At 43.3% G+C, this 19,012-nt stretch carries 15 protein-coding genes and 3 tRNA genes; 10 read left to right on the top strand and 8 right to left on the bottom strand.

The window, feature by feature from the left end; translation table 11 throughout:
- Positions 1 to 53 precede the first annotated feature (53 nt).
- The 8 genes from G517_RS20060 (at position 54) to G517_RS18335 (ending at position 8,852) form a co-directional block, all read left to right on the top strand.
- Complete coding sequence (locus tag G517_RS20060; protein ID WP_028303973.1) at positions 54 to 854, top strand: SapC family protein; 801 nt, start codon at positions 54 to 56, stop codon at positions 852 to 854.
- A 348-nt stretch (positions 855 to 1,202) separates the two neighbouring features.
- The gene (locus G517_RS18325) at positions 1,203 to 2,897 is read left to right on the top strand and encodes a type I secretion system permease/ATPase (RefSeq protein WP_051206224.1); all 1,695 of its coding nucleotides are present in this window, start codon (positions 1,203 to 1,205) and stop codon (positions 2,895 to 2,897) included.
- A 105-nt stretch (positions 2,898 to 3,002) separates the two neighbouring features.
- On the top strand, positions 3,003 to 4,442 hold the full coding sequence (locus G517_RS18330; protein WP_157833172.1) for an HlyD family type I secretion periplasmic adaptor subunit: 1,440 nt from the start codon (positions 3,003 to 3,005) through the stop codon (positions 4,440 to 4,442).
- Positions 4,443 to 4,512: 70 nt separating this feature from the next.
- Complete coding sequence (locus G517_RS0108010; protein ID WP_028303974.1) at positions 4,513 to 5,913, top strand: TolC family protein; 1,401 nt, start codon at positions 4,513 to 4,515, stop codon at positions 5,911 to 5,913.
- A gap of 26 nt (positions 5,914 to 5,939) precedes the next feature.
- A complete protein-coding gene (gene rfbB / locus G517_RS0108015) occupies positions 5,940 to 7,016 on the top strand; it encodes a dTDP-glucose 4,6-dehydratase (RefSeq protein WP_028303975.1) in 1,077 nt (358 codons plus the stop codon).
- A 48-nt stretch (positions 7,017 to 7,064) separates the two neighbouring features.
- Positions 7,065 to 7,949: a glucose-1-phosphate thymidylyltransferase RfbA gene (rfbA, locus tag G517_RS0108020; protein WP_028303976.1), complete on the top strand. Its 885-nt coding sequence runs from the start codon at positions 7,065 to 7,067 to the stop codon at positions 7,947 to 7,949.
- The gene (gene rfbC / locus G517_RS0108025; RefSeq protein ID WP_028303977.1) at positions 7,936 to 8,466 is read left to right on the top strand and encodes a dTDP-4-dehydrorhamnose 3,5-epimerase; all 531 of its coding nucleotides are present in this window, start codon (positions 7,936 to 7,938) and stop codon (positions 8,464 to 8,466) included. Before rfbA ends, rfbC begins: the two co-directional genes overlap by 14 nt.
- A gap of 44 nt (positions 8,467 to 8,510) precedes the next feature.
- Positions 8,511 to 8,852, top strand: coding sequence for a transposase (locus tag G517_RS18335; RefSeq protein ID WP_157833173.1), 342 nt, complete (start codon positions 8,511 to 8,513; stop codon positions 8,850 to 8,852).
- Here G517_RS18335 and G517_RS0108035 read toward each other — a convergent pair.
- Entirely contained in the window at positions 8,844 to 10,058 is a 1,215-nt protein-coding gene (locus G517_RS0108035) for a glycosyltransferase family A protein (protein ID WP_169447906.1), read from the bottom strand. The genes G517_RS18335 and G517_RS0108035 overlap by 9 nt on opposite strands.
- A 445-nt stretch (positions 10,059 to 10,503) precedes the next feature.
- On the opposite strand from G517_RS0108035, the gene G517_RS0108040 reads away from it, so the two are divergent.
- Both G517_RS0108040 and G517_RS0108045 read left to right on the top strand, forming a co-directional pair.
- Complete coding sequence (locus G517_RS0108040; protein WP_051206227.1) at positions 10,504 to 11,463, top strand: glycosyltransferase family 2 protein; 960 nt, start codon at positions 10,504 to 10,506, stop codon at positions 11,461 to 11,463.
- A 57-nt stretch (positions 11,464 to 11,520) separates the two neighbouring features.
- On the top strand, positions 11,521 to 14,400 hold the full coding sequence (locus G517_RS0108045; RefSeq protein WP_028303980.1) for a rhamnan synthesis F family protein: 2,880 nt from the start codon (positions 11,521 to 11,523) through the stop codon (positions 14,398 to 14,400).
- A gap of 692 nt (positions 14,401 to 15,092) precedes the next feature.
- Here the strand turns inward: G517_RS0108045 and rhtB are convergent.
- The 7 genes from rhtB to G517_RS0108080 form a co-directional block, all read right to left on the bottom strand.
- Positions 15,093 to 15,713, bottom strand: a complete 621-nt coding sequence (gene rhtB, locus G517_RS0108050) for a homoserine/homoserine lactone efflux protein (protein WP_028303981.1) — start codon at positions 15,711 to 15,713, stop codon at positions 15,093 to 15,095.
- 81 nt (positions 15,714 to 15,794) lie between these two features.
- The gene (locus G517_RS0108055; RefSeq protein ID WP_028303982.1) at positions 15,795 to 16,325 is read right to left on the bottom strand and encodes a 2-thiouracil desulfurase family protein; all 531 of its coding nucleotides are present in this window, start codon (positions 16,323 to 16,325) and stop codon (positions 15,795 to 15,797) included.
- A 186-nt stretch (positions 16,326 to 16,511) separates the two neighbouring features.
- Positions 16,512 to 16,588 (bottom strand) — tRNA-Arg (locus G517_RS0108060).
- Positions 16,589 to 16,791: 203 nt separating this feature from the next.
- Positions 16,792 to 16,868: transfer RNA gene (locus tag G517_RS0108065), tRNA-Arg, on the bottom strand.
- A 33-nt stretch (positions 16,869 to 16,901) separates the two neighbouring features.
- Positions 16,902 to 16,994, bottom strand: a tRNA-Ser gene (locus tag G517_RS0108070).
- A 77-nt stretch (positions 16,995 to 17,071) separates the two neighbouring features.
- Positions 17,072 to 17,260 (bottom strand): carbon storage regulator CsrA, encoded by a 189-nt coding sequence (csrA, locus tag G517_RS0108075; protein ID WP_028303983.1) that lies wholly within the window; start codon positions 17,258 to 17,260, stop codon positions 17,072 to 17,074.
- Between the two features lie 460 nt (positions 17,261 to 17,720).
- A complete protein-coding gene (locus G517_RS0108080; protein WP_028303984.1) occupies positions 17,721 to 18,953 on the bottom strand; it encodes an aspartate kinase in 1,233 nt (410 codons plus the stop codon).
- Positions 18,954 to 19,012: the final 59 nt, after the last annotated feature.

The following is a 19,012-nucleotide window of genomic DNA, read 5'->3' on the forward strand; positions in this document are numbered from 1 at the left end:
TCAAGTCTCAGTAATGTTTATATTCATATTAATTAATTTCCATAGAGGGTTTTATGTCAAGCTTTGTTCCACTATCCCACAGCACTCATAAATCGGCCGGTTGGAATCTAATCTCTAGCTATTCCTTCGCCTCAGGTGATGCTCTGGCTCCTGTTAGCTTCGCTGAAATATCTCAGCTGTTACCACGCTATACGACGGCATTTTATCGAGCCAATCCTAGCGATCCACTTCAGCTTGTAGCTATTCAAGGTTTAGTTCCTGGTCAGAATCTCTTTGTAACGTCTCGGGGACAATGGCTAGGGGGTTATGTACCTGCGGTTTATCGTGGCTACCCGTTTCGCATGCTGCCCGTTCAAGAAAGCGACAAACTAGCACTCTGCATTGATGAGGATAGCCCCAACTTTAAAGCACAGTTGGATGAGGAAAGCCAAACTCTTTTCAGTGCAGAAGGGGAGCTGTCTGAACTTGCTTCTCGTGTTAAAGATTTCTTGATGGCACAGCACCATGAGCGCGCCAAAACAGAATCCCTTATCAGCCTGCTTGATGAATATGGTGTTATACAGCCTTGGCACATCAAGATCGACGGCTTGCCAGAGTCTATAGAGCCTCACTCCGGCCTGTACCATATCAGTGAAACAAAACTTAAAGATTTAACCGCAGAGCAGGTACAAGTACTGAATCTGCGCGGAGCCTTAGGTTTAGCTTATGCCCAGCTACTGTCTGAACACCGTATGCAGGAGCTATCCAGATTATTTGACCTTCACGCTCGCCATGCGCAAGAAAATGCAGATGCTAGCGACCTTGATTTAGAAAAGGTCTTTGGCGATGCTGAAGATGACCTTTTTCGTTTCTAAATCAACTAAAATACCTTAAACCTTGTTCTACCCCTATATATTCCACGTTTATATATAGGGGGTTTCCTTGGTGTGGTTTTTTGTTTGTCTGATTTTTTTTGCGTATGTTCTTTTTTGCAGGGTTTAAGAACTCTTTTCTTTATCGTGTACGACTTAAGGAAGGGCTCTTAAATGGCGCAGAGAGTGCAAAAGACCGAGGTTATTGACCCGACGTTGTTGGCCTCTTGTGTTTTTTATCTCTGCCCCCATTTGAATATTTTCCGGTTCTTGTTGCTTATGCTGGTGTGCTTAATAAAAAGCAGCCAAAAGCACCATTTCGGTCGTAAACACCATGAAAGAGAGTTGTAGATGAGTGTCGAAAGTATAGCCAGTGACCTAAAAGACGCACTGCGAGCCAGTAAAAAAGGCTTTATTGCAGCGGGCTTTTTTAGCTTTTTTATCAATATCTTAATGCTGACTGCTCCTCTATATATGCTGCAAGTATATGATAGGGTTGTAGCGGCTCGTAGCTTCGATACCTTGGTTTATTTGACCATCATTATGATAGGCATGTTTACCATTATGGGTCTACTGGAGTGGGTTCGCTCTAGGGTTCTTGTAAGGGTTGGTAATCAGCTAGATAACGCTTTAAGTCCACGCATTTATACGGCGATGTTTGAGCAAGGTATACGTCAGCCGGCAAAAAGAAACGCGCAGCCTTTGGCAGATTTAGCCACGGTTCGCCAGTTTATGACAGGGAATGGTTTATTCGCCTTTTTTGACGCACCTTGGATGCCTATTTATATCGGCCTTCTTTTTGTTTTTCACCCTGCTTTTGGTTGGTTTGCAGTGGGTGCGGGCATTGTTTTATTTATTGTTGCTGTCATTAACGAAAAAATGACTCGTAAGCCAATTACGGAAGCAGGCAGTGAAAATATTCAGGCCCAGAACCTTGCTAATAGCAATATCAGCAATACCGAAGTGCTTCATGCTATGGGTATGCTACCCAATATTCTGAGTCGCTGGAATGCAAAACACCAAGAAGTGTTATCAAAGCAAACCATAGCGAGCGATAAAGCTGGTGTCTTTGCCAATCTTAGTAAGATACTGCGCATGGTCTTCCAGTCTTCGATTTTGGGTCTAGGTGCTTTCTTCGTCATTCAAAATGAAATGAGCCCTGGCATGATGATTGCAGGTTCTATTTTGATGGGCCGAGCGTTAGCACCTCTGGATTTACTGATTGGTACATGGGCAGGCTTTAATGGAGCTAGAACAGCCTATGGCCGCCTTAATAAGCTTCTGCTCGACATACCCAGCAATCAGCGCAAAATGTCGCTGCCAAGCCCTGAAGGTACGTTGTCGATCGAAAATGTCCATGCTATTCCTCCTGGTGCAAAAGCTGCAGCACTTAAAGGGGTTAATTTCTCCGTAGAGCCTGGTAGCCATGTCGGTATTGTTGGCCCTAGTGCGGCAGGAAAATCGACGCTGTCTCGTATTATTCTAGGCCTGTGGCCTGTGGCTAGCGGTGTGATTAGGCTCGATAATGCTGATATCAACCATTATAACCGTGATGAATTAGGGCCGCACTTAGGCTACTTACCTCAGGATATTGAGTTATTCGACGGATCCATAAGTGAGAATATTGCCCGCTTTGGCGAATTGGATGCCGTGAAGGTTGTTGATGCCGCTAAAAAAGCAGGGGTGCATGAACTTATTCTTGAGCTTCCTGAAGGCTACGACACCTTAATTGGTAGTAATGCTGGGGCGTTATCTGGCGGGCAAAGACAGCGTGTCGGCTTGGCTCGGGCTTTATATGGTAACCCTAGATTAATTGTTCTTGATGAGCCAAATTCCAATTTGGATGATCAAGGTGAAATGGCTTTGGTTAATACCATGCAGATACTCAAACGTGAAGGTGTCACGGTTATTGTTGTTAGTCACCGCCCTTCTATTCTGAAAAATATTGATCAGCTACTGGTGCTTAAAGATGGAGTTATGCAGATGTTTGGTAGTCGAGATGATGTGATGCAGGCATTAGCCAAGCAGAAACAACAATCAGCATAAACGAATCCATTTTGATACCCGAGAGTTACCATGAAAAAGACACCCTTAAGTGAATCTAAGCTACAAGGGGCTTCGAAGAAGCCTCTTAGCGAGGATCAAAAAAAGATGCAAACAACTGAACCTGCCGCCAGCCAATCTACGTCGAGCCAATCTACAAAGCCTTCTGGTAAACTTGCAACGCTTGCTAATAAGCCAACAAGCAAGCCCGCGGCTAAGCCTGCGAGTCAATCGGCGGCGCAAGCTCAATCAGCAGTACCAACTAATGACCAGAAATATATCACTATTGGTCTTGCGATTTTAATCCTTAGCCTAGGAACCTTTAGCCTCTGGGCAACCTTTGCACCGTTAAGTAGTGCCGTCATCTCCCAAGGTGAGGTGATGGTTGACTCCTACCGCAAGTCTATTCAGCACTTAGAAGGCGGACTGGTTAAAGATATATTCGTCAGTAATGGCGATCTTGTTCAAGCAGGAGACCCTTTAGTTCAGCTTGATACTACTGCTTGGAGTGGCGAGACAGAAAGTAATCGCAAGCGGATGTTTAGTACCCTTGTGCAGTTAGAGCGCCTACGCAGCGAGCAGATGCTTCTTGATGATGTAATCTTCAGTCAAGAAGTGCTTTCAGCGGCCAAAGAAGACAATGATTTAGCCGGTGTATTAGAGCAAAACAGACAGCTTTATAAAGCCCGAGTTGCAGCCCATAAACAAGAGCAGGAAGCTTTGCTATCTCGTGCAGCACAGGCACGAGAGCAGGTTGAAGGTCTTCAAGATCAACAAGCGATCGTTAATGAGCAGATCAGTCTTTTAGAAAAAGAGTATGACGCTTACAGGACGCTTTTAGATGAAAAATTGGGCGATGGTCAACGGTCTAGGGAGCTGAGCCGTCAAATTCTTTCATCCAAGAATGAGTCTGCCCGTTTACTGTCTGATATTGCGAGAACAAAGCTGGTAACAACAGAGTATCAAGTTCAGCTAGTGAATAACCGCCAGAATTATCTTAAAGATATTGGCGAGCGTATTCAGGCGGCTCAGGCCGAGTACTTTGATACACAAGAACGCTATAGAGTATCTCTGAATCGTTTAAATCGAGGTACGATACGTGCGCCAGAGTCTGGCTATATTGTAGGGCTTAAAGTTCATACGGTAGGTAGTGTTATTCGCCCAGGCGATACGTTAATGGACTTGGTGCCAGAAAAAGATAAGTTTGTTATTGAGACTCAAGTGGCAACCACCGATATTAACAGTCTGTATCGTGGCCAAAAGGCGGATATTCGCTTCTCTGCATTCAACCAAAGAACCACGAAGGTTATCGAGGGTGAGGTGATGAGCATCTCTGCCGATCGTCTTATCAATGAAAAAACGGGGCAAGCTTATTACTTAACACGTATTAAAGTGACCGATGCAGGCCTTAAAGATATGGACGAAGATATGAATCTTATCCCAGGTATGCCTGCGGAGGTTATGATTCGTCGCGCTGATCGTACTTTGCTTAGCTATATGATAAAACCCATTGCCGATAGCTTTGCCCGTAGTTTTAGAGAGAAGTAATATTCTGCAAGAGAAGCCTTTAGCGCAAGCGTGCTAAAGCTTCTCTAAAGCAAATAGGAGCAGCAATTTAATGATATCGTTTTTTTCTCTTGGTCGATGCAATGTGCGCAAGAAGTATGCACATCTGTCGATATCACCAATAGTTATAGCTTTGCTACTCAGCCCGAAGCTGGCATCAGGCAATGAATTAACGTTTTACGATGCTGTAGAATCAGCGATGACCCACGATGCCGAGTACAGAGCTGCAAAAAGCACTTTCGAGGCTAACAAAGAGGATATTGCTATTGCCCGCAGTGCACTTTTACCACAAGTAACACTGTCTGCCAGCTACTCTTATGAAGACTCTACAAATATTTATACTGATCAAGATAGCAGCTACTATGACCCTAATCAGCCGAGATCTTCCGGCGAGCTTAACGATACATTTTGGCAACTTGCACTTAGTCAACCGTTAGTCGATTTTAGTGGCCGCAGAAGACTTAAAGCGAGCTATGCTGGGGTTGATGCTGCTCGCTACCGCTTTTTGAAAGCGGAACAAGATCTTGTCTATAGAACAACCGAGCATTATCTAAATGTGCTCTACAAAGCCCAACTTGTTTATTTGAATAAAAATATTCATGATGCTTTAACGCTTAAGTATGAACAGGCGAAACGAAAAACTGCTCTGGGTGTGGGTGACGAATTAGAATCCCTTGAAGTAGAAGCAAGGCGAGATTTAGCTCAAACGGATTACTTGAAAGCAAAAAGTGATCTCGAAGATGAGCAAACAAAACTGAATATTATTACTGGCCTGCAGTTTACTCCACCTGTTAAGTGGATTAAAAATGCACACCATATTACTCCGCCGATGGTGAATGAGCCTGAAGACGAAGTACTGATAAAAGCTTTAGACAACAATGACTATCAAGAGAGTGTTGCAAGGGTTCAGCAAGCAGATCTGACGCAATCTGCGAATAATGCTTTGCATTACCCAACACTGTCTTTGGGTGTACGATACAGCGAAAGAGAGTCTGATGATCCTTTTAGGGACAGTGAAAACTTAGTTGCATCGGTGAACTTCAACCTTGATCTTTATGGTGGTGGTAAAACAAGCGCCTATATCAGACAGTCCCTTGCCCAGCATCAAGCACAAAAGGCTAATGCTGAGAGTATCCTCTCTGATACAAAACAAAAAATTAGCTTGGCTCATGCTCGAAAACGCAATATTAGCGAACGCCTACAAGCTTTAAAGCGTTCTGCGCAATCAAGTCAGCGTTATTTAGATGCCGCTGAACGTGGCTTAGATTTGAACTTAAGAAGCCAAGTTGATGTTCTCGATGCTAGAACACAGATGCTGGATGTTCAGTTGCGCTTAGCAGAGGCGTTGAATCAGTATCTGCTAGCAGACTTACAGCTTCAGTATCAGATCGGAAAATTATCCGCTGACTACATCAATTTTTATGATGAGCTATTTAAGCAGGCAACCCTGTAATCAAATAACTGATATTGGAATTAAACATGCGCTTTTTAGTGACAGGTGGTGCAGGATTTATTGGTAGTGCTGTGGTTCGTTTTTTGATTCAACACACGGATCATGATGTTGTTGTTGTTGATAAACTAACCTATGCAGGGAATCTTAACTCATTAGATTCTGTTAGTAACAACCCTAGATTTTCCTTCTCTCAGGTTGATATTACAGATGGAGAAGCATTAGCCGCAGTATTTGAGCAATTCTCTCCTGATAAAATAATGCACCTTGCAGCGGAAAGCCATGTTGACCGCTCTATAGATGGGCCTGCAGATTTTATACATACCAATATTGTTGGTACGTATACGCTACTAGAAGCGGCTAGACATTATTGGCATTCCTTGCCTGATAAACGGAAGAGTACCTTTATTTTTCATCATATCTCCACGGATGAGGTTTATGGTGACCTTGAGTTTGATGACTCGTTGTTCACAGAAACGACACCTTATGCGCCAAGTTCACCGTATTCCGCCTCTAAAGCAAGTTCTGATCACTTGGTTCGTGCTTGGGGACGAACGTTTGAACTACCATTTGTTATCACCAATTGCTCAAACAATTATGGGCCTTACCATTTCCCTGAAAAACTCATCCCCCATATAATCTTAAACGCGCTGCATGGCAAACCACTGCCTGTTTATGGCGATGGAAACCAAGTTCGCGATTGGCTTTATGTTGACGACCATGCCAGAGCGCTTGTCAGCTGCGCGACAAAAGGTAAGCAGGGAGAAACCTATAATATTGGTGGCCATAATGAGAAGGCTAATATTGAAGTAGTAAGATCCATTTGCTCTTTACTGGAAAAACATTACCCCATTGCTAAAAATCCAAATAATCTCTCTGTTGATACCTATGAGTCTCTTATCACTTTTGTCAAAGATCGCCCAGGTCATGATAAACGCTATGCCATTGATGCAAGTAAAATAGAGAATGATTTAGGGTGGACGCCTGAAGAAACCTTTGAGAGTGGGTTAGAAAAAACGGTTATTTGGTATCTTTCAAATGAGGTTTGGTGGAAGAATGTTCTTTCAGGCGAGTATTTAATGCAGAGAGCCGGTCATTCTATTTAATATAGTATTCATATAATTAATTAAAAATAATATAGTAAAGGCTTAAAAATGAAAGGAATTATTCTTGCAGGTGGTTCAGGAACACGGTTGCACCCCGTTACATTAGGTGTTTCTAAACAGTTGTTGCCAATTTATGATAAGCCGATGATTTACTATCCGTTATCTGTACTGATGTTGGCGGGTATTCAGGAAATACTGATCATCACGCCCCCCCATGACCAAGCAAGCTTCCAAGCCCTACTTGGCGATGGCTCAGACTTTGGGGTTGATATCACTTATGCGAAACAAGAAGAGCCTAATGGTTTGGCTGAAGCATTTATTATCGGCGAAACTTTTATTGGAGATGACTCTGTTTGTTTAGTTCTGGGCGATAATATTTTTTATGGTCAAGGTTTTAGTGATCAACTGAAAAAAGCAGTAAAAACCAATGAGGGTGCTACTGTTTTTGGTTACTTAGTTAACGACCCTGAGCGCTTCGGCGTTGTTGAATTTAATAATGAAGGGCGTGCCATCTCGATCGAAGAGAAGCCCAAAAAACCGAAATCTCATTATGCTGTCACTGGGCTTTATTTTTATGACAACCGAGTGGTTGAGATTGCCAAGACAGTAACGCCTTCTGAACGAGGTGAGCTAGAGATTACCAGCATCAACCAAGCCTACCTAGACGCCGGTGAACTCAACGTACAGTTATTAGGTCGTGGCTTTGCCTGGCTAGATACTGGCACTCACCATAGCCTGTTGGAAGCGAGTATGTTTGTGGAAACGGTAGAAAATCGCCAAGGGTTAAAGATTGCCTGTTTGGAAGAGATTGCCTTTAACAATGGCTGGCTGAATGTTCAGCAGTTGCACAAAAAAGGCACCGCTATGGCTAAAACAGATTATGGGCAATATCTTTTAAATATTGCAGAGGACGCCAATAATGAAAGTCACTGACACTCTGCTAGATGGCGTAAAAATTATAGAGCCTGATGTCTATGGCGATAGCCGAGGTTTTTTTAAAGAAAGCTTCAATGCTGAGCGATACCAAAAAGAAGCCGGTATTGATCTGGCATTTGTGCAGGATAACTACTCTCGCTCTAGCTATGGCGTGTTAAGAGGTCTGCACTATCAGCAAAACTTCCCCCAGGGTAAGCTCGTTAGTGTCCTTCGGGGTTCTGTTTTTGATGTTGCCGTGGATATTAATCCAAATTCACCAACATTTGGGCGCTATGTTGGCGTCGAACTATCGGATGAGAACCATAAGCAGCTTTGGATTCCACCCGGTTATGCCCATGGCTTCTGTGTACTATCAGAAAGTGCTGATTTTTTCTATAAGTGTACGGAATACTACCACCCTGAAGATGAGGCTGGTGTGGCTTGGGATTGTGGTTTAATCAATATTCCTTGGCCTATAACTGAGCCAATACTTTCAGAAAAAGACCAGAAATATAAGGGTCTGAGCAGAGACTGATAAATCAAAAGCCTGTATGTTTTTACGCAGGCTTTTAGCTCGTTTTGAGGGTATTCATAGTTCTGTGTCACCCATTACGAAACCGTAGCCGTCTAAGTAAACAAGGGCCCGCTAATATCAGAGCAAAGCTGTATATGGCGGCGGTTGTTTGCTTGAGATATAACCCGGATATCCAGGCACAATGCCAGCGTCTTATGGAAAACGGTAAAAGCAAAATTCAGGCTTTAGGAGCTGGAATGCGCAAGCTGGTACAGATTTGTTTTGGTGTTGTAAAACATCAAAGCGAATACCACCCGCAAGTCGTTTTACATAACCCTTTACGGATGGTTCGGAGAGATGATATCTACATTTTGCATGATGTTATAGGAGTCGGGGTCCTACTTTAAAGCGTGACGGATTTTTCTAAAAACATTTTTTATGTTTTTAAACAAGTGTACTTTGATACCTTGTAAGTTACCGCCCGCCAATAAACTAAAAAATGTAAAGGTTTTGCGTTTTATTTTTACTAATAATGGAACTTTAGAAAGCATTTTTCCTACTTTTTCATATCCGGCGGCTATGCCCTTTTTTTCTTGTAGAAGCAGTGTAATATCAGCCAGACTTTTTCTTAAAGAGTCTAACTCTTCTTTTATGATGGCCTGCTCTTGTTCTCGTTGCTGGTTATTAGCCAGTTGTTGTTGCTGTTGTTGCTGTTGTTGTTGCTGTTGTTGCTGCTGTTGCTGTTGTTGCTGCTGTTGCTGTTGCTGTTGCTGTTGCTGTTCACGCTGACGGCTGCTGGCTAATTCTAATTGCAGCTCTGCAAACAGTCCTTCGTTGTGTTTTTTAGATTGTTCAAGACCAAAAAAATTCCAGCACATAAAAAGTAATGCATTAATTTGTTTGTCAGTATAAAAGGGTGTTGTTAATCTGAAAAACTTAGCCAATTCTGCACTGTAATCTTGTGGTTCCAGACCTATACCCATGCCACTTAACTGGGCGCTATACCAGGCAGTTACCCCTGGCACGCGTTTCATTTGTCCTTTAGCGACCAGTTGCACCCAAAAATTCCAGTCCTCATACATATCTAACCGGGTATCAAACTGGCAGGCCTGGCTTAATTCATTGTTTTTAAACAGGACTGAATGAATAGGTAAATAGCTTTCATAAACCAGCCGTTGTGAGTCAAACTCGTAATCAAAAACTTTCAGTATCTCTGGTTTAGCTGCTGAAAATACACAGGCAGTGTCTGAATAAACAGCAACAAGATCAGGATTTTCTTGTAACACCAGAAGCAATTTAGACACATGATCTGGATCTATCCAGTCGTCATCATCTAAAAATAACAGCGCTTCACCCTGAGCATTTTTTAAAGCCACATTAGCCGCGTTAGAGCGTCCTTGATTAACCTCTAAGTTAATGACATTAATTTTAACTTGCTGCTTGTTCGCTCGGTTTTCTAATTCAGGGTCAGGCGCTGACCCACCATCATTAACAATAATAATTTCTAACGGACGATGGGTTTGCTGTAATGCTGAATCTACCGCTTTAGCAAGAGTGACAGGGCGGTTAAAGGTTCTGATTAAAATTGAAACAAGGTTTGCATCTGTTGACACCATCAACTCCTATCCATGCTAACGTGCTGTATTTATTAATTATTTTAATGTGTTTATCAACCCCATAAAACCTTTTATTCGTTAGTGAGCTTTTTGGCTCTGTTTTAAGCTGGTTTTCGGCGTTCTGTTGCCTTGTGATAAACGAAGAGGCTGGATATGCTCAGCATACCAGGTTGACATTGTCTCAGATTTTGCTGAGCGAAGCAGAAAAGATTTAGCTCATTCGCAGCGATTGACGCAATGCAGAGCCAACAAAAATACTGCATACGCGCATCACTTTTTAATCTCAGGCCGTTTTGCTACAATCCGGATGTGCTGGTTTGGCTACTCTTGTCCGCATTCCTTTTTGGTGTCTACGGCTTATTTTTTGTAAGGACGGCTCCTGTCTGTTAGCTGCCTGGTTTATGTGTTGACTTAAATTTTGCTATGCAGGTTTTTTAAAAAAATGTCTGAGAACATCGCCAAAAAAGACCAGAGTGCTTCCTGCCCTAAAGTAGCTATTTTACTGTGTACCTATAATGGTCAGCACTTTCTTAACGCACAGCTTGACTCTTTTTCAGCGCAAACCCACTCCAGTTGGCAGGTCTATGCATCAGACGATGGTTCAACGGACACCACCTTACAAATTCTGAAAGAACGTCAGCAAAAGTGGCCCGATCAGGCGCTGGAAATCCTTTCCGGCCCAGCCAGGGGTTTTGCTGCCAACTTTCTTTCTTTAACCTGTAATACTGACATCGTCGCGGATTACTATGCTTACTCTGATCAGGACGATATCTGGGATGCAGACAAACTGGAACGTGCACTCGGTTTTCTTCAATCAGTACCTGCTGATATACCTGCTTTGTATTGCTCCCGCTCTCGCTTAGTTAATACTGAAAATAATGAAATAGGTCTGTCTCCTTTATTTAACAAAAAGCCCGGCTTTGCTAATGCATTGATGCAAAATATTGGTAGCGGTAATACGATGGTGTTTAATAATGCAGCGCGTGCACTATTAGTTGAAGCGGGTGAAAATTTACCGATTACTATCCATGACTGGTGGGCTTATATTTTAATTACTGGCTGTGGAGGTTTGGTGCATTATGATAGCCATCCTTCTATACGTTATCGCCAGCATCAGCATAACTTAATTGGTATGAACTCTTCTTTTGCTGCTCGTTTTAAACGTATATTGATGCTCTGGCAAGGTCACTTTAAAACCTGGAATGATCAGCATATTAGTGCTCTGCGTGTCCTTGATCACAGACTCACACCTGAAAACCGGCAAATAATAGATAACCTTATTGAAGCACGACAGAAAAAAATGATTTCGCGTTTGGTTTTAATAAAACGTTGCGGCTTTTACCGTCAGACTTTCCTGGGTAATCTGGGATTAATTTTTTCTGCTATTTTTAATAAAGTATAATAATTTATAATTTATTATATTAAACCTAATTAAATTTTACGGAAACTACTCCACGTTATGAACACCCTGATTCAATCAGCTAAAAATAAAGTATTACGGTTGCGCGAGCTTTTTTTATCGTTGGCTAAGCGTGTTTACTGGAAGCTACCAGTAAAGATAAGAAACCCATTGGTGAACTTTATTTATCGGGCTTTTCCTTGGGTTTTTTATGGAACCCCACACTTTAATATGTGGAAAAACAGCAAAATTATGACGCCTGCTATAGATCAGTGTGGCGACTTGGTTTTAATTGAAGACTTACCAGCAGCAAAAAAGTCACTGGGGCGCATAGCCATTCATCTGCACATGTATTACACAGATTTGTCTGATGAGTTTGTTGGCTATTTAAAAAACATGCCGTTTAACTATGATTTATATATTTCTGTAACGGATGAACAAAGCCAGGCCGTCTGTCAGAAGAAATTCAGCAATCTACCTCTACTTGGGCAACTTAAAGTAGACATAGTTGCTAACCGTGGGCGTGATATTGCTCCCATGTTTTGTGCATTTGGTCAACAGCTGGCTCAATATGATTACGTTGCTCATTTACACAGCAAGAAGTCTTTGTACAACAAAGGTGCTACCGAGGGTTGGCGTCAATACCTAGGCAGTAGCCTGCTGGGTAGCCCGGAGCAGATTCGCAGAATTTTTACTTTGCTACAGGGCAATCATGCCCGAGGCCTTGTTTACCCGCAGAATTTTTATCTGATACCTTATTTTGCCAACCATTGGCTTGCTAATAAGGCTTTGGGTGCTCAATGGTGTGCACGTCTGGGTATTAGCCACTGCCCTAATGTTTATTTTGATTTCCCTGCCGGTACTATGTTTTGGGCACGTACAGCAGCTCTAAAGCCACTGTTTGATGCCGGAATTACCCTAAACGACTTTGCTGAAGAAGCTGGACAAACCGACGGCACTTTTGCTCACTGCCTAGAACGCCTGCTAGGCTTGGTTGGCCCTAGCCAAGGCTATCCGATTGGGATTATTAAAGACAGGCAAACACCCAGCTGGTCAGCCTGGCGTTTTAATACCGTGTTAGAGCGTAGTTTTGAAACAATCCATAATGAGCTTAATGCTGCAAAAGTTAAGCTGATCGGTTTTGATATTTTTGACACCCTGCTCAGTCGCCCTATGCTCGACCCTGAAGCAGTTAAAGAAATTGTTGCGCTTCGGGCAGGCAATTCCGTAGGTAACCAAAATTTAGGCAAAATCTATCTGGAATACCGTGCACAGGCTGAATCAAGTGCCCGACAACAAGCCGGTCGAGATATTAATCTACACGTTATTTATCAACATTTTCAAAAGATGACCGGCCTACCGCAAGAACAAGTCAGTCAGTTGCAGGCATTGGAAGAGCAGGTTGAATACGCCAGCGTTAAACCGCGCAAAGGCGGTTTAGAGCTGTATCACAAGGCACTGGCCACCGGCAAACCTGTTGTGCTTATCTCGGATATGTTTCTCCCCATAGAACACATAAAAAACACTTTGCAACAACATGGTATTGAAGGCTGGCAATCACTGTATCTTTCCAGTGATATTGGTCTGCGTAAAGACACTGGCGAGCTATATAAGTACCTGCTCGACAAATACGCTCTGCAGCCCCAGGAATTTCTTATGGTGGGTGATAACGAGCGTTCAGATTTACAGATTCCACTCGATTTAGGCGCAAATGCACTGCATACCTTACGTGCCACCGATATTGCACGTTCACTACCTCGCTGGCGTCGACTGCTGGAAAGCATTGAGCAACAGGGCACTTTAAATGACCAGCTAACCTTGGGCTTAGTGTTACAAAAAAACTTTGCTGCAGTTTCTTACCCGCAGCTCAATCCCTACAACTTAATTAAACCAACAGCATTTAATGTAGGTTATAGCCTGGTTGGGCCTTTGTTAACGGGTTTTGCACACTGGCTGTCAGAGCAAGCGCGGGACAATAATATTGAGCGATTGTATTTTCTTGCCCGGGAAGGCGAGCTTATTAAACAGGTATTTGACCGCTGGACGGCTAACCTTGAAGTGCCTGCCAGCAGTCACTATCTGGTTGTCTCGCGCCGCGCCGTTAGTGTGCCATCGCTGAAAAACTTGGATGATATTCTGAAAATTGCACGGAGCAATTATTACGCTAACAACCTAGCTAGCTTTTTGAAAGAACGCTTCGGCCTTAGTTTAAGTACAGAGCAATGGCAAACCATCTCTGAGAAAACAAACTGGCAGGCAGATAAACAAGTTGAAGTACGCGATGGAAACACTGAGCACCTGCTCGAACTATTCAAGCTGCTGGAAGCTGATATTCTTGCTGCTGCAGCGGTAGAAAAAGCCGCATTACTGAAGTATTTAGCCAGTCAGGGAATGGAAGCTGGTGGCAAACAAACGGTCGTTGATGTGGGTTATGGCGCCACCATTCAGGGATACCTTAATGAGCTGCTAACCCAATCAACCCAGGGCCATTACCTGCTGACCGATGACCGTTCGGAGGCTGTAGCACAACGCCATAATGTTGATATTACAGGCTGTTACTATGGGCAGGTTCACCCTGCTGTTGGCGCACCCTTAATGTATCGCTACAATTTTGAGTTAGAAAAACTCTTAAGCTCTGACTCTGCACAAGTTGTAAAATACACCGAGACTGAGCAGCAAATAGCTGGTGTTTTCCGTGATTTGTCTTTACAGGAAACCGCTTGCCAACCGCTGCGGGAAGAACTACAACAAGGTGTATTGGCTTATGTCGACGATGCCATCAATATACGCGAGCAGCTACTGCCAGAGTTTGCACCCTCAACTCAAGTGGCTTGCCGACTCTATGAAACCTTTGTAAGCCAACTATCAGACGAAGAAATAACATTTCTGAAAAAAATAACTTTAGATGATTACTACTGCGGTCGCGGCCTTGTAAGCTAAAATGTAGGTCGCCCTTTAGGGCGTCAACGTGGGGCTTGGCATTTATTGATGGATTCTCGACGGGCTAAAGCCCTACCTTGTATCTCCCCTGGAACTGAGGTTAGCTACCTCTGTTCCGATGAGTTTGGTGACGCTGCGGCCGACCTTATCACTTGATGCTGTTATGTAGATCAGCGCCCAGACTCTTTTTTTCTCATGCATTGAATGGTATCCAAACACCTATTTTCAGTGATGCTGTATGTACAAGGGTAGTGAGAGATGCATTATATCGGTATTGATGTCGGTAAAGCGAAGCTCTGTTGCTGGCTACGTGATGTAGAAAAAACAAGGTCAAAACAAAGAAATTGTCATTGTTAGCGAATCTAGCAATATAAGTTTAATACAAAGAAATGCTAATAGCTCGGTAAAGAAAATACAACATGACGTTATTAGTAAAAACAGAGTCATAGACGAAATTTCTAGAGCGATATCCTTTTACAAAGCCAAAGTAAATAAGGGTAACCTCAGTACTTTGCTATTTTTTGTTTACTTTGATGAGTTTGACTACAGCATTGATTTAGAAATAGGTGGCATCCAAAACAATGAGGCTGCCAAAGCATTGGTATACATAAATGCAAATAGATAACTAGAAAGACTTCGCCTTCTCTTCCCTAGCATCAAGGGAAGAAGAGGCGTTCTCTTGGCCTCTAAAATCAACGACTATAAGACGCTAATGCTGTTCCCGCCGCCATAAACATTCCACCAAATATTCGGTTCTGAGATTTTTGATGTTTAGGATCTTTAAACCAACGGCTCAGTTTAGATGCCAAAGAGGCATATCCGATCATCACCATAATATCAACGATGATTAAGGTGCTTCCCATAATTAAAAACTGAGGAAGTTGCGGGGCATCAGCCACAATAAACTGCGGAAATAGAGCAACCAGAAAGACTGTTGCCTTAGGGTTAACCAGATTAACGAAAGCAGCCTGCCAAAAACGTTTCTTTGCACTTACCGTTAGCTGCTGTTGACCCTCTTCGATAGCCAGTGGCTTTTCTCGCCACTTTTGGTACCCCAGCCAGATTAAATAACCTGCACCTAACCATTTCACCAACGAGAAAGCCAACTCTGAAGAGGCAAGTAAAGCACCAAGGCCAACTCCCACAATCACAACCTGTGCGCCGTACCCAACCTGCAATCCAAAGATAGCGGGCATACTTTGACGCACGCCATAGCGCAACCCGTTACTCATCGTATTAACCGCTCCAGCCCCCGGCGAAATACTGATTAATACGGATGCCAACAAAAAGGCTAAAAAAAGCTCTAAACTCACGAAAAACCTCCTACGACAGAAAAAAACAGCTGTGGATAAAACATTCATTAATCTCCCTTGTGATATGACGTATAGGAAATGCTACTCACAGGACATGTTATTCACAGGGGCTTTTTGCTCTAAAGTCGATAAATAAGCTTGGGCTTGGTCAAGCTGATGCTCATTAAATACCTTAATACCCGCCTCTGTAAGAGCTGCGGCAGTAACACCTTGACCATTACGAAGCGCCTTACTAAATTCACCGCTATAGATCTGCTCGTTGCCACAGGATGGGCTATTAGCTTTCAGTATCGCTATGGCAATATCCGCCTGCTTTGAAAGCTCAAGTGTCTTGCGGGCTCCACGAACAAAATACTGACTTACATTGTGGCCCTGTCGAGTGACGACCTTACCTGCTTCGTGGAAAATATCCTGCCCATCAAAATCTGGCTGAATCTCAGCAGCAAGACGAGGGACAAGCAGCCCTCCCAGCATTTCAGGACAGACAGAGACAAGTCGCTCTTCTTTTTTCCATTGCTCTAGAACAGGGTGAGATACAGGACGCGAGGAGCCGTCATAACGCACGCGCTCACCCAGTAGACAGGCACTAACAAGTACTTTATTGCGGTTCATTATTTCTTCCAGATACTTAAAAAAGTAGTCTATCAGGCTTTAATCAACGGGGGAACTCCTGCTGCTGCAGGTGCTAATAGGGGAGGGCAATCTTGTTAGCATATTAGAATGCTCATTACCGTAAATATATTGTATAAAACGCAGACAAAAAAAAGCCGTAGTTCAAAAACTACGGCTTTTAAAAGATGGCCCGCTCGGGAGGATTCGAACCTCCGACCGCCTGGTTCGTAGCCAGGTACTCTATCCAGCTGAGCTACGAGCGGGTGAAACCTTTTACAAAGTAACTACTTTTTATCGATAATCTAAATAGTACTTACTTTAATAATCTTTGAAACATTAAAGCTGTTTCTAGCATGGTACTGAAATTATACGGCACTATTAATTAGTATGTTAGTTACTAATAGTAATACCTAATGTCGCGCTAAACCTAAATACTTATTTCAAGTAATTAGTCGACAATAAAAATTGGCCCGCTCGGGAGGATTCGAACCTCCGACCGCCTGGTTCGTAGCCAGGTACTCTATCCAGCTGAGCTACGAGCGGGTCACTGATCATCTAAACGATCAACTAAAATCGTGGCGGAGAAGGAGGGATTCGAACCCTCGATAGAGCTATAAACTCTATACTCCCTTAGCAGGGGAGCGCCTTCAGCCTCTCGGCCACCTCTCCAAACACGCGGCAAATAATACCACACTTTATTTTCTTGTCTACCCTTTTTATCAAAAAAATTTATTTAATTTCGATAGTTACGTATTTCCGTGAGAATCTTCTTTCTCTCTTTGGATACGCTGGTAGATTTCTTCACGGTGAACCGCGACTTCTTTAGGTGCGTTCACACCAATGCGAACCTGATTACCTTTAACGCCAAGCACTGTTACAGTCACTTCATCGCCAATCATCAGGGTTTCGCCAACACGACGGGTTAAAATTAACATGGTTGAATCTCCTTATTTCCTCGGGGGTACCATCTGCTATCTCGGTTAGCATCCGGCTCTATAAATAAGGTGGATGTAGAGGCCACCTTGTAAAAAAGAGCGCACATTATGCGGCAAATTTTCCTCAGCTCAACACTTTCCTGATATAACTTAGTGCAAGTTGTCGTTTAGCTGTAAAAAATCCACCACAAATACATCTTTAATATTCATTACTTATTACGTTAGCAGAATAAGAACAGATTGTCGGCAAAAGATCATTAAGAACAACATTCCAAGATATTGCATATTCAGTATATGAAATATTCACTTTTCCGTACATTCAAGATGCCAAATGGGCACAAAACGATAATAAGGGCCAAAAATGGCCCTCAAAAAAATAAAGCCCGCTAAATGATCAGCGAGCTCTAAATAAGCGTAGACGGTAATTCAGTGATTAACCGCTGAATCGATAAAGAAACATTTAATCTTCTTCTTTATCTAGACCGAATGCCGTGTGCAAGGCACGTACCGCAAGCTCCATAAATTTCTCATCGATAACCACAGAGATTTTGATCTCTGAAGTGGATACCATGCGAATATTAATGCCTTCGTCCGATAGAACTTGGAACATTTTAGACGCAACACCGGCATGAGAACGCATACCTACGCCAACAAGTGATACTTTAGCGATGGCATTATCACCGGAGATCTCTCCTGCGCCTAATTCGGCCACAACGCCTTCTAATACGCCCTGAGCCTTTTTATAATCGCCACGGCTTACGGTGAAGGTGAAATCGGTGGTTTTACCATCGGGTGCAACGTTCTGAACGATCATATCGACTTCAATATTCGCAGCACCCACAGGGCCAAGGATCTTAGAGGCAACACCGGGTACGTCTGGTGCGTTAAGAACAGTCAGTTTGGCTTCATTCGCAGTAAATGCGATACCTGAGATTAATGGATCTTCCATCGCGTCAACTTCCTCAGCAACAATCAGAGTACCGGGGCCTTTGTCGTCAAAGCTTGACAGGACCCGCAGGGGAACATTGTATTTACCCGCAAACTCGACAGAACGAATCTGCAGCACTTTAGAACCTAAACTTGCCAGCTCTAGCATCTCTTCAACCGTAATGGTTTCTAGGCGCTTAGCTTTTGAGCAAACCCGAGGATCTGTGGTGTAAACACCGTCAACATCGGTAAAAATTTGGCACTCGTCTGCTTTTAATGCCGCAGCCAGAGCTACACCAGTGGTGTCAGAACCACCACGACCCAGCGTGGTAATATTGCCGTTCCCATCAACCCCCTGAAAACCTGCAACAACCACAACACGACCTTCATTCAGATTCTGGCGAATCTTTTGATCATCGATTTGCTTAATGCGAGCCTTTGTATGGGAGCTGTCGGTCGTAATACTGACCTGAGGGCCAGTATAAGACACCGCTGGGCAACCTATCGTATTGAGCGTCATCGACAGTAGAGCGATCGTAACCTGCTCTCCGGTGGATATCAGCATATCCATTTCCCGGGGATTCGGTTCTTCATTAATTTCATGAGCCAGTGCGATCAAGCGATTGGTTTCACCACTCATTGCTGAAACCACGACAACAACGTCATGGCCTTCAGCACGGTAACCTTTCACTTTTTCAGCTACGGCCTTGATACGCTCGATAGAACCCACGGAGGTTCCACCAAATTTTTGAACGTAAAGAGCCATTATAAGCATTCCGTTAGGGTTTGTTGTTCACCCGGCAATACCGGGCTTGTTTTGGGTAC

This window comes from Oceanospirillum maris DSM 6286, assembly GCF_000422865.1.
Taxonomy (GTDB): Bacteria; Pseudomonadota; Gammaproteobacteria; order Pseudomonadales; family Halomonadaceae; genus Oceanospirillum; species Oceanospirillum maris.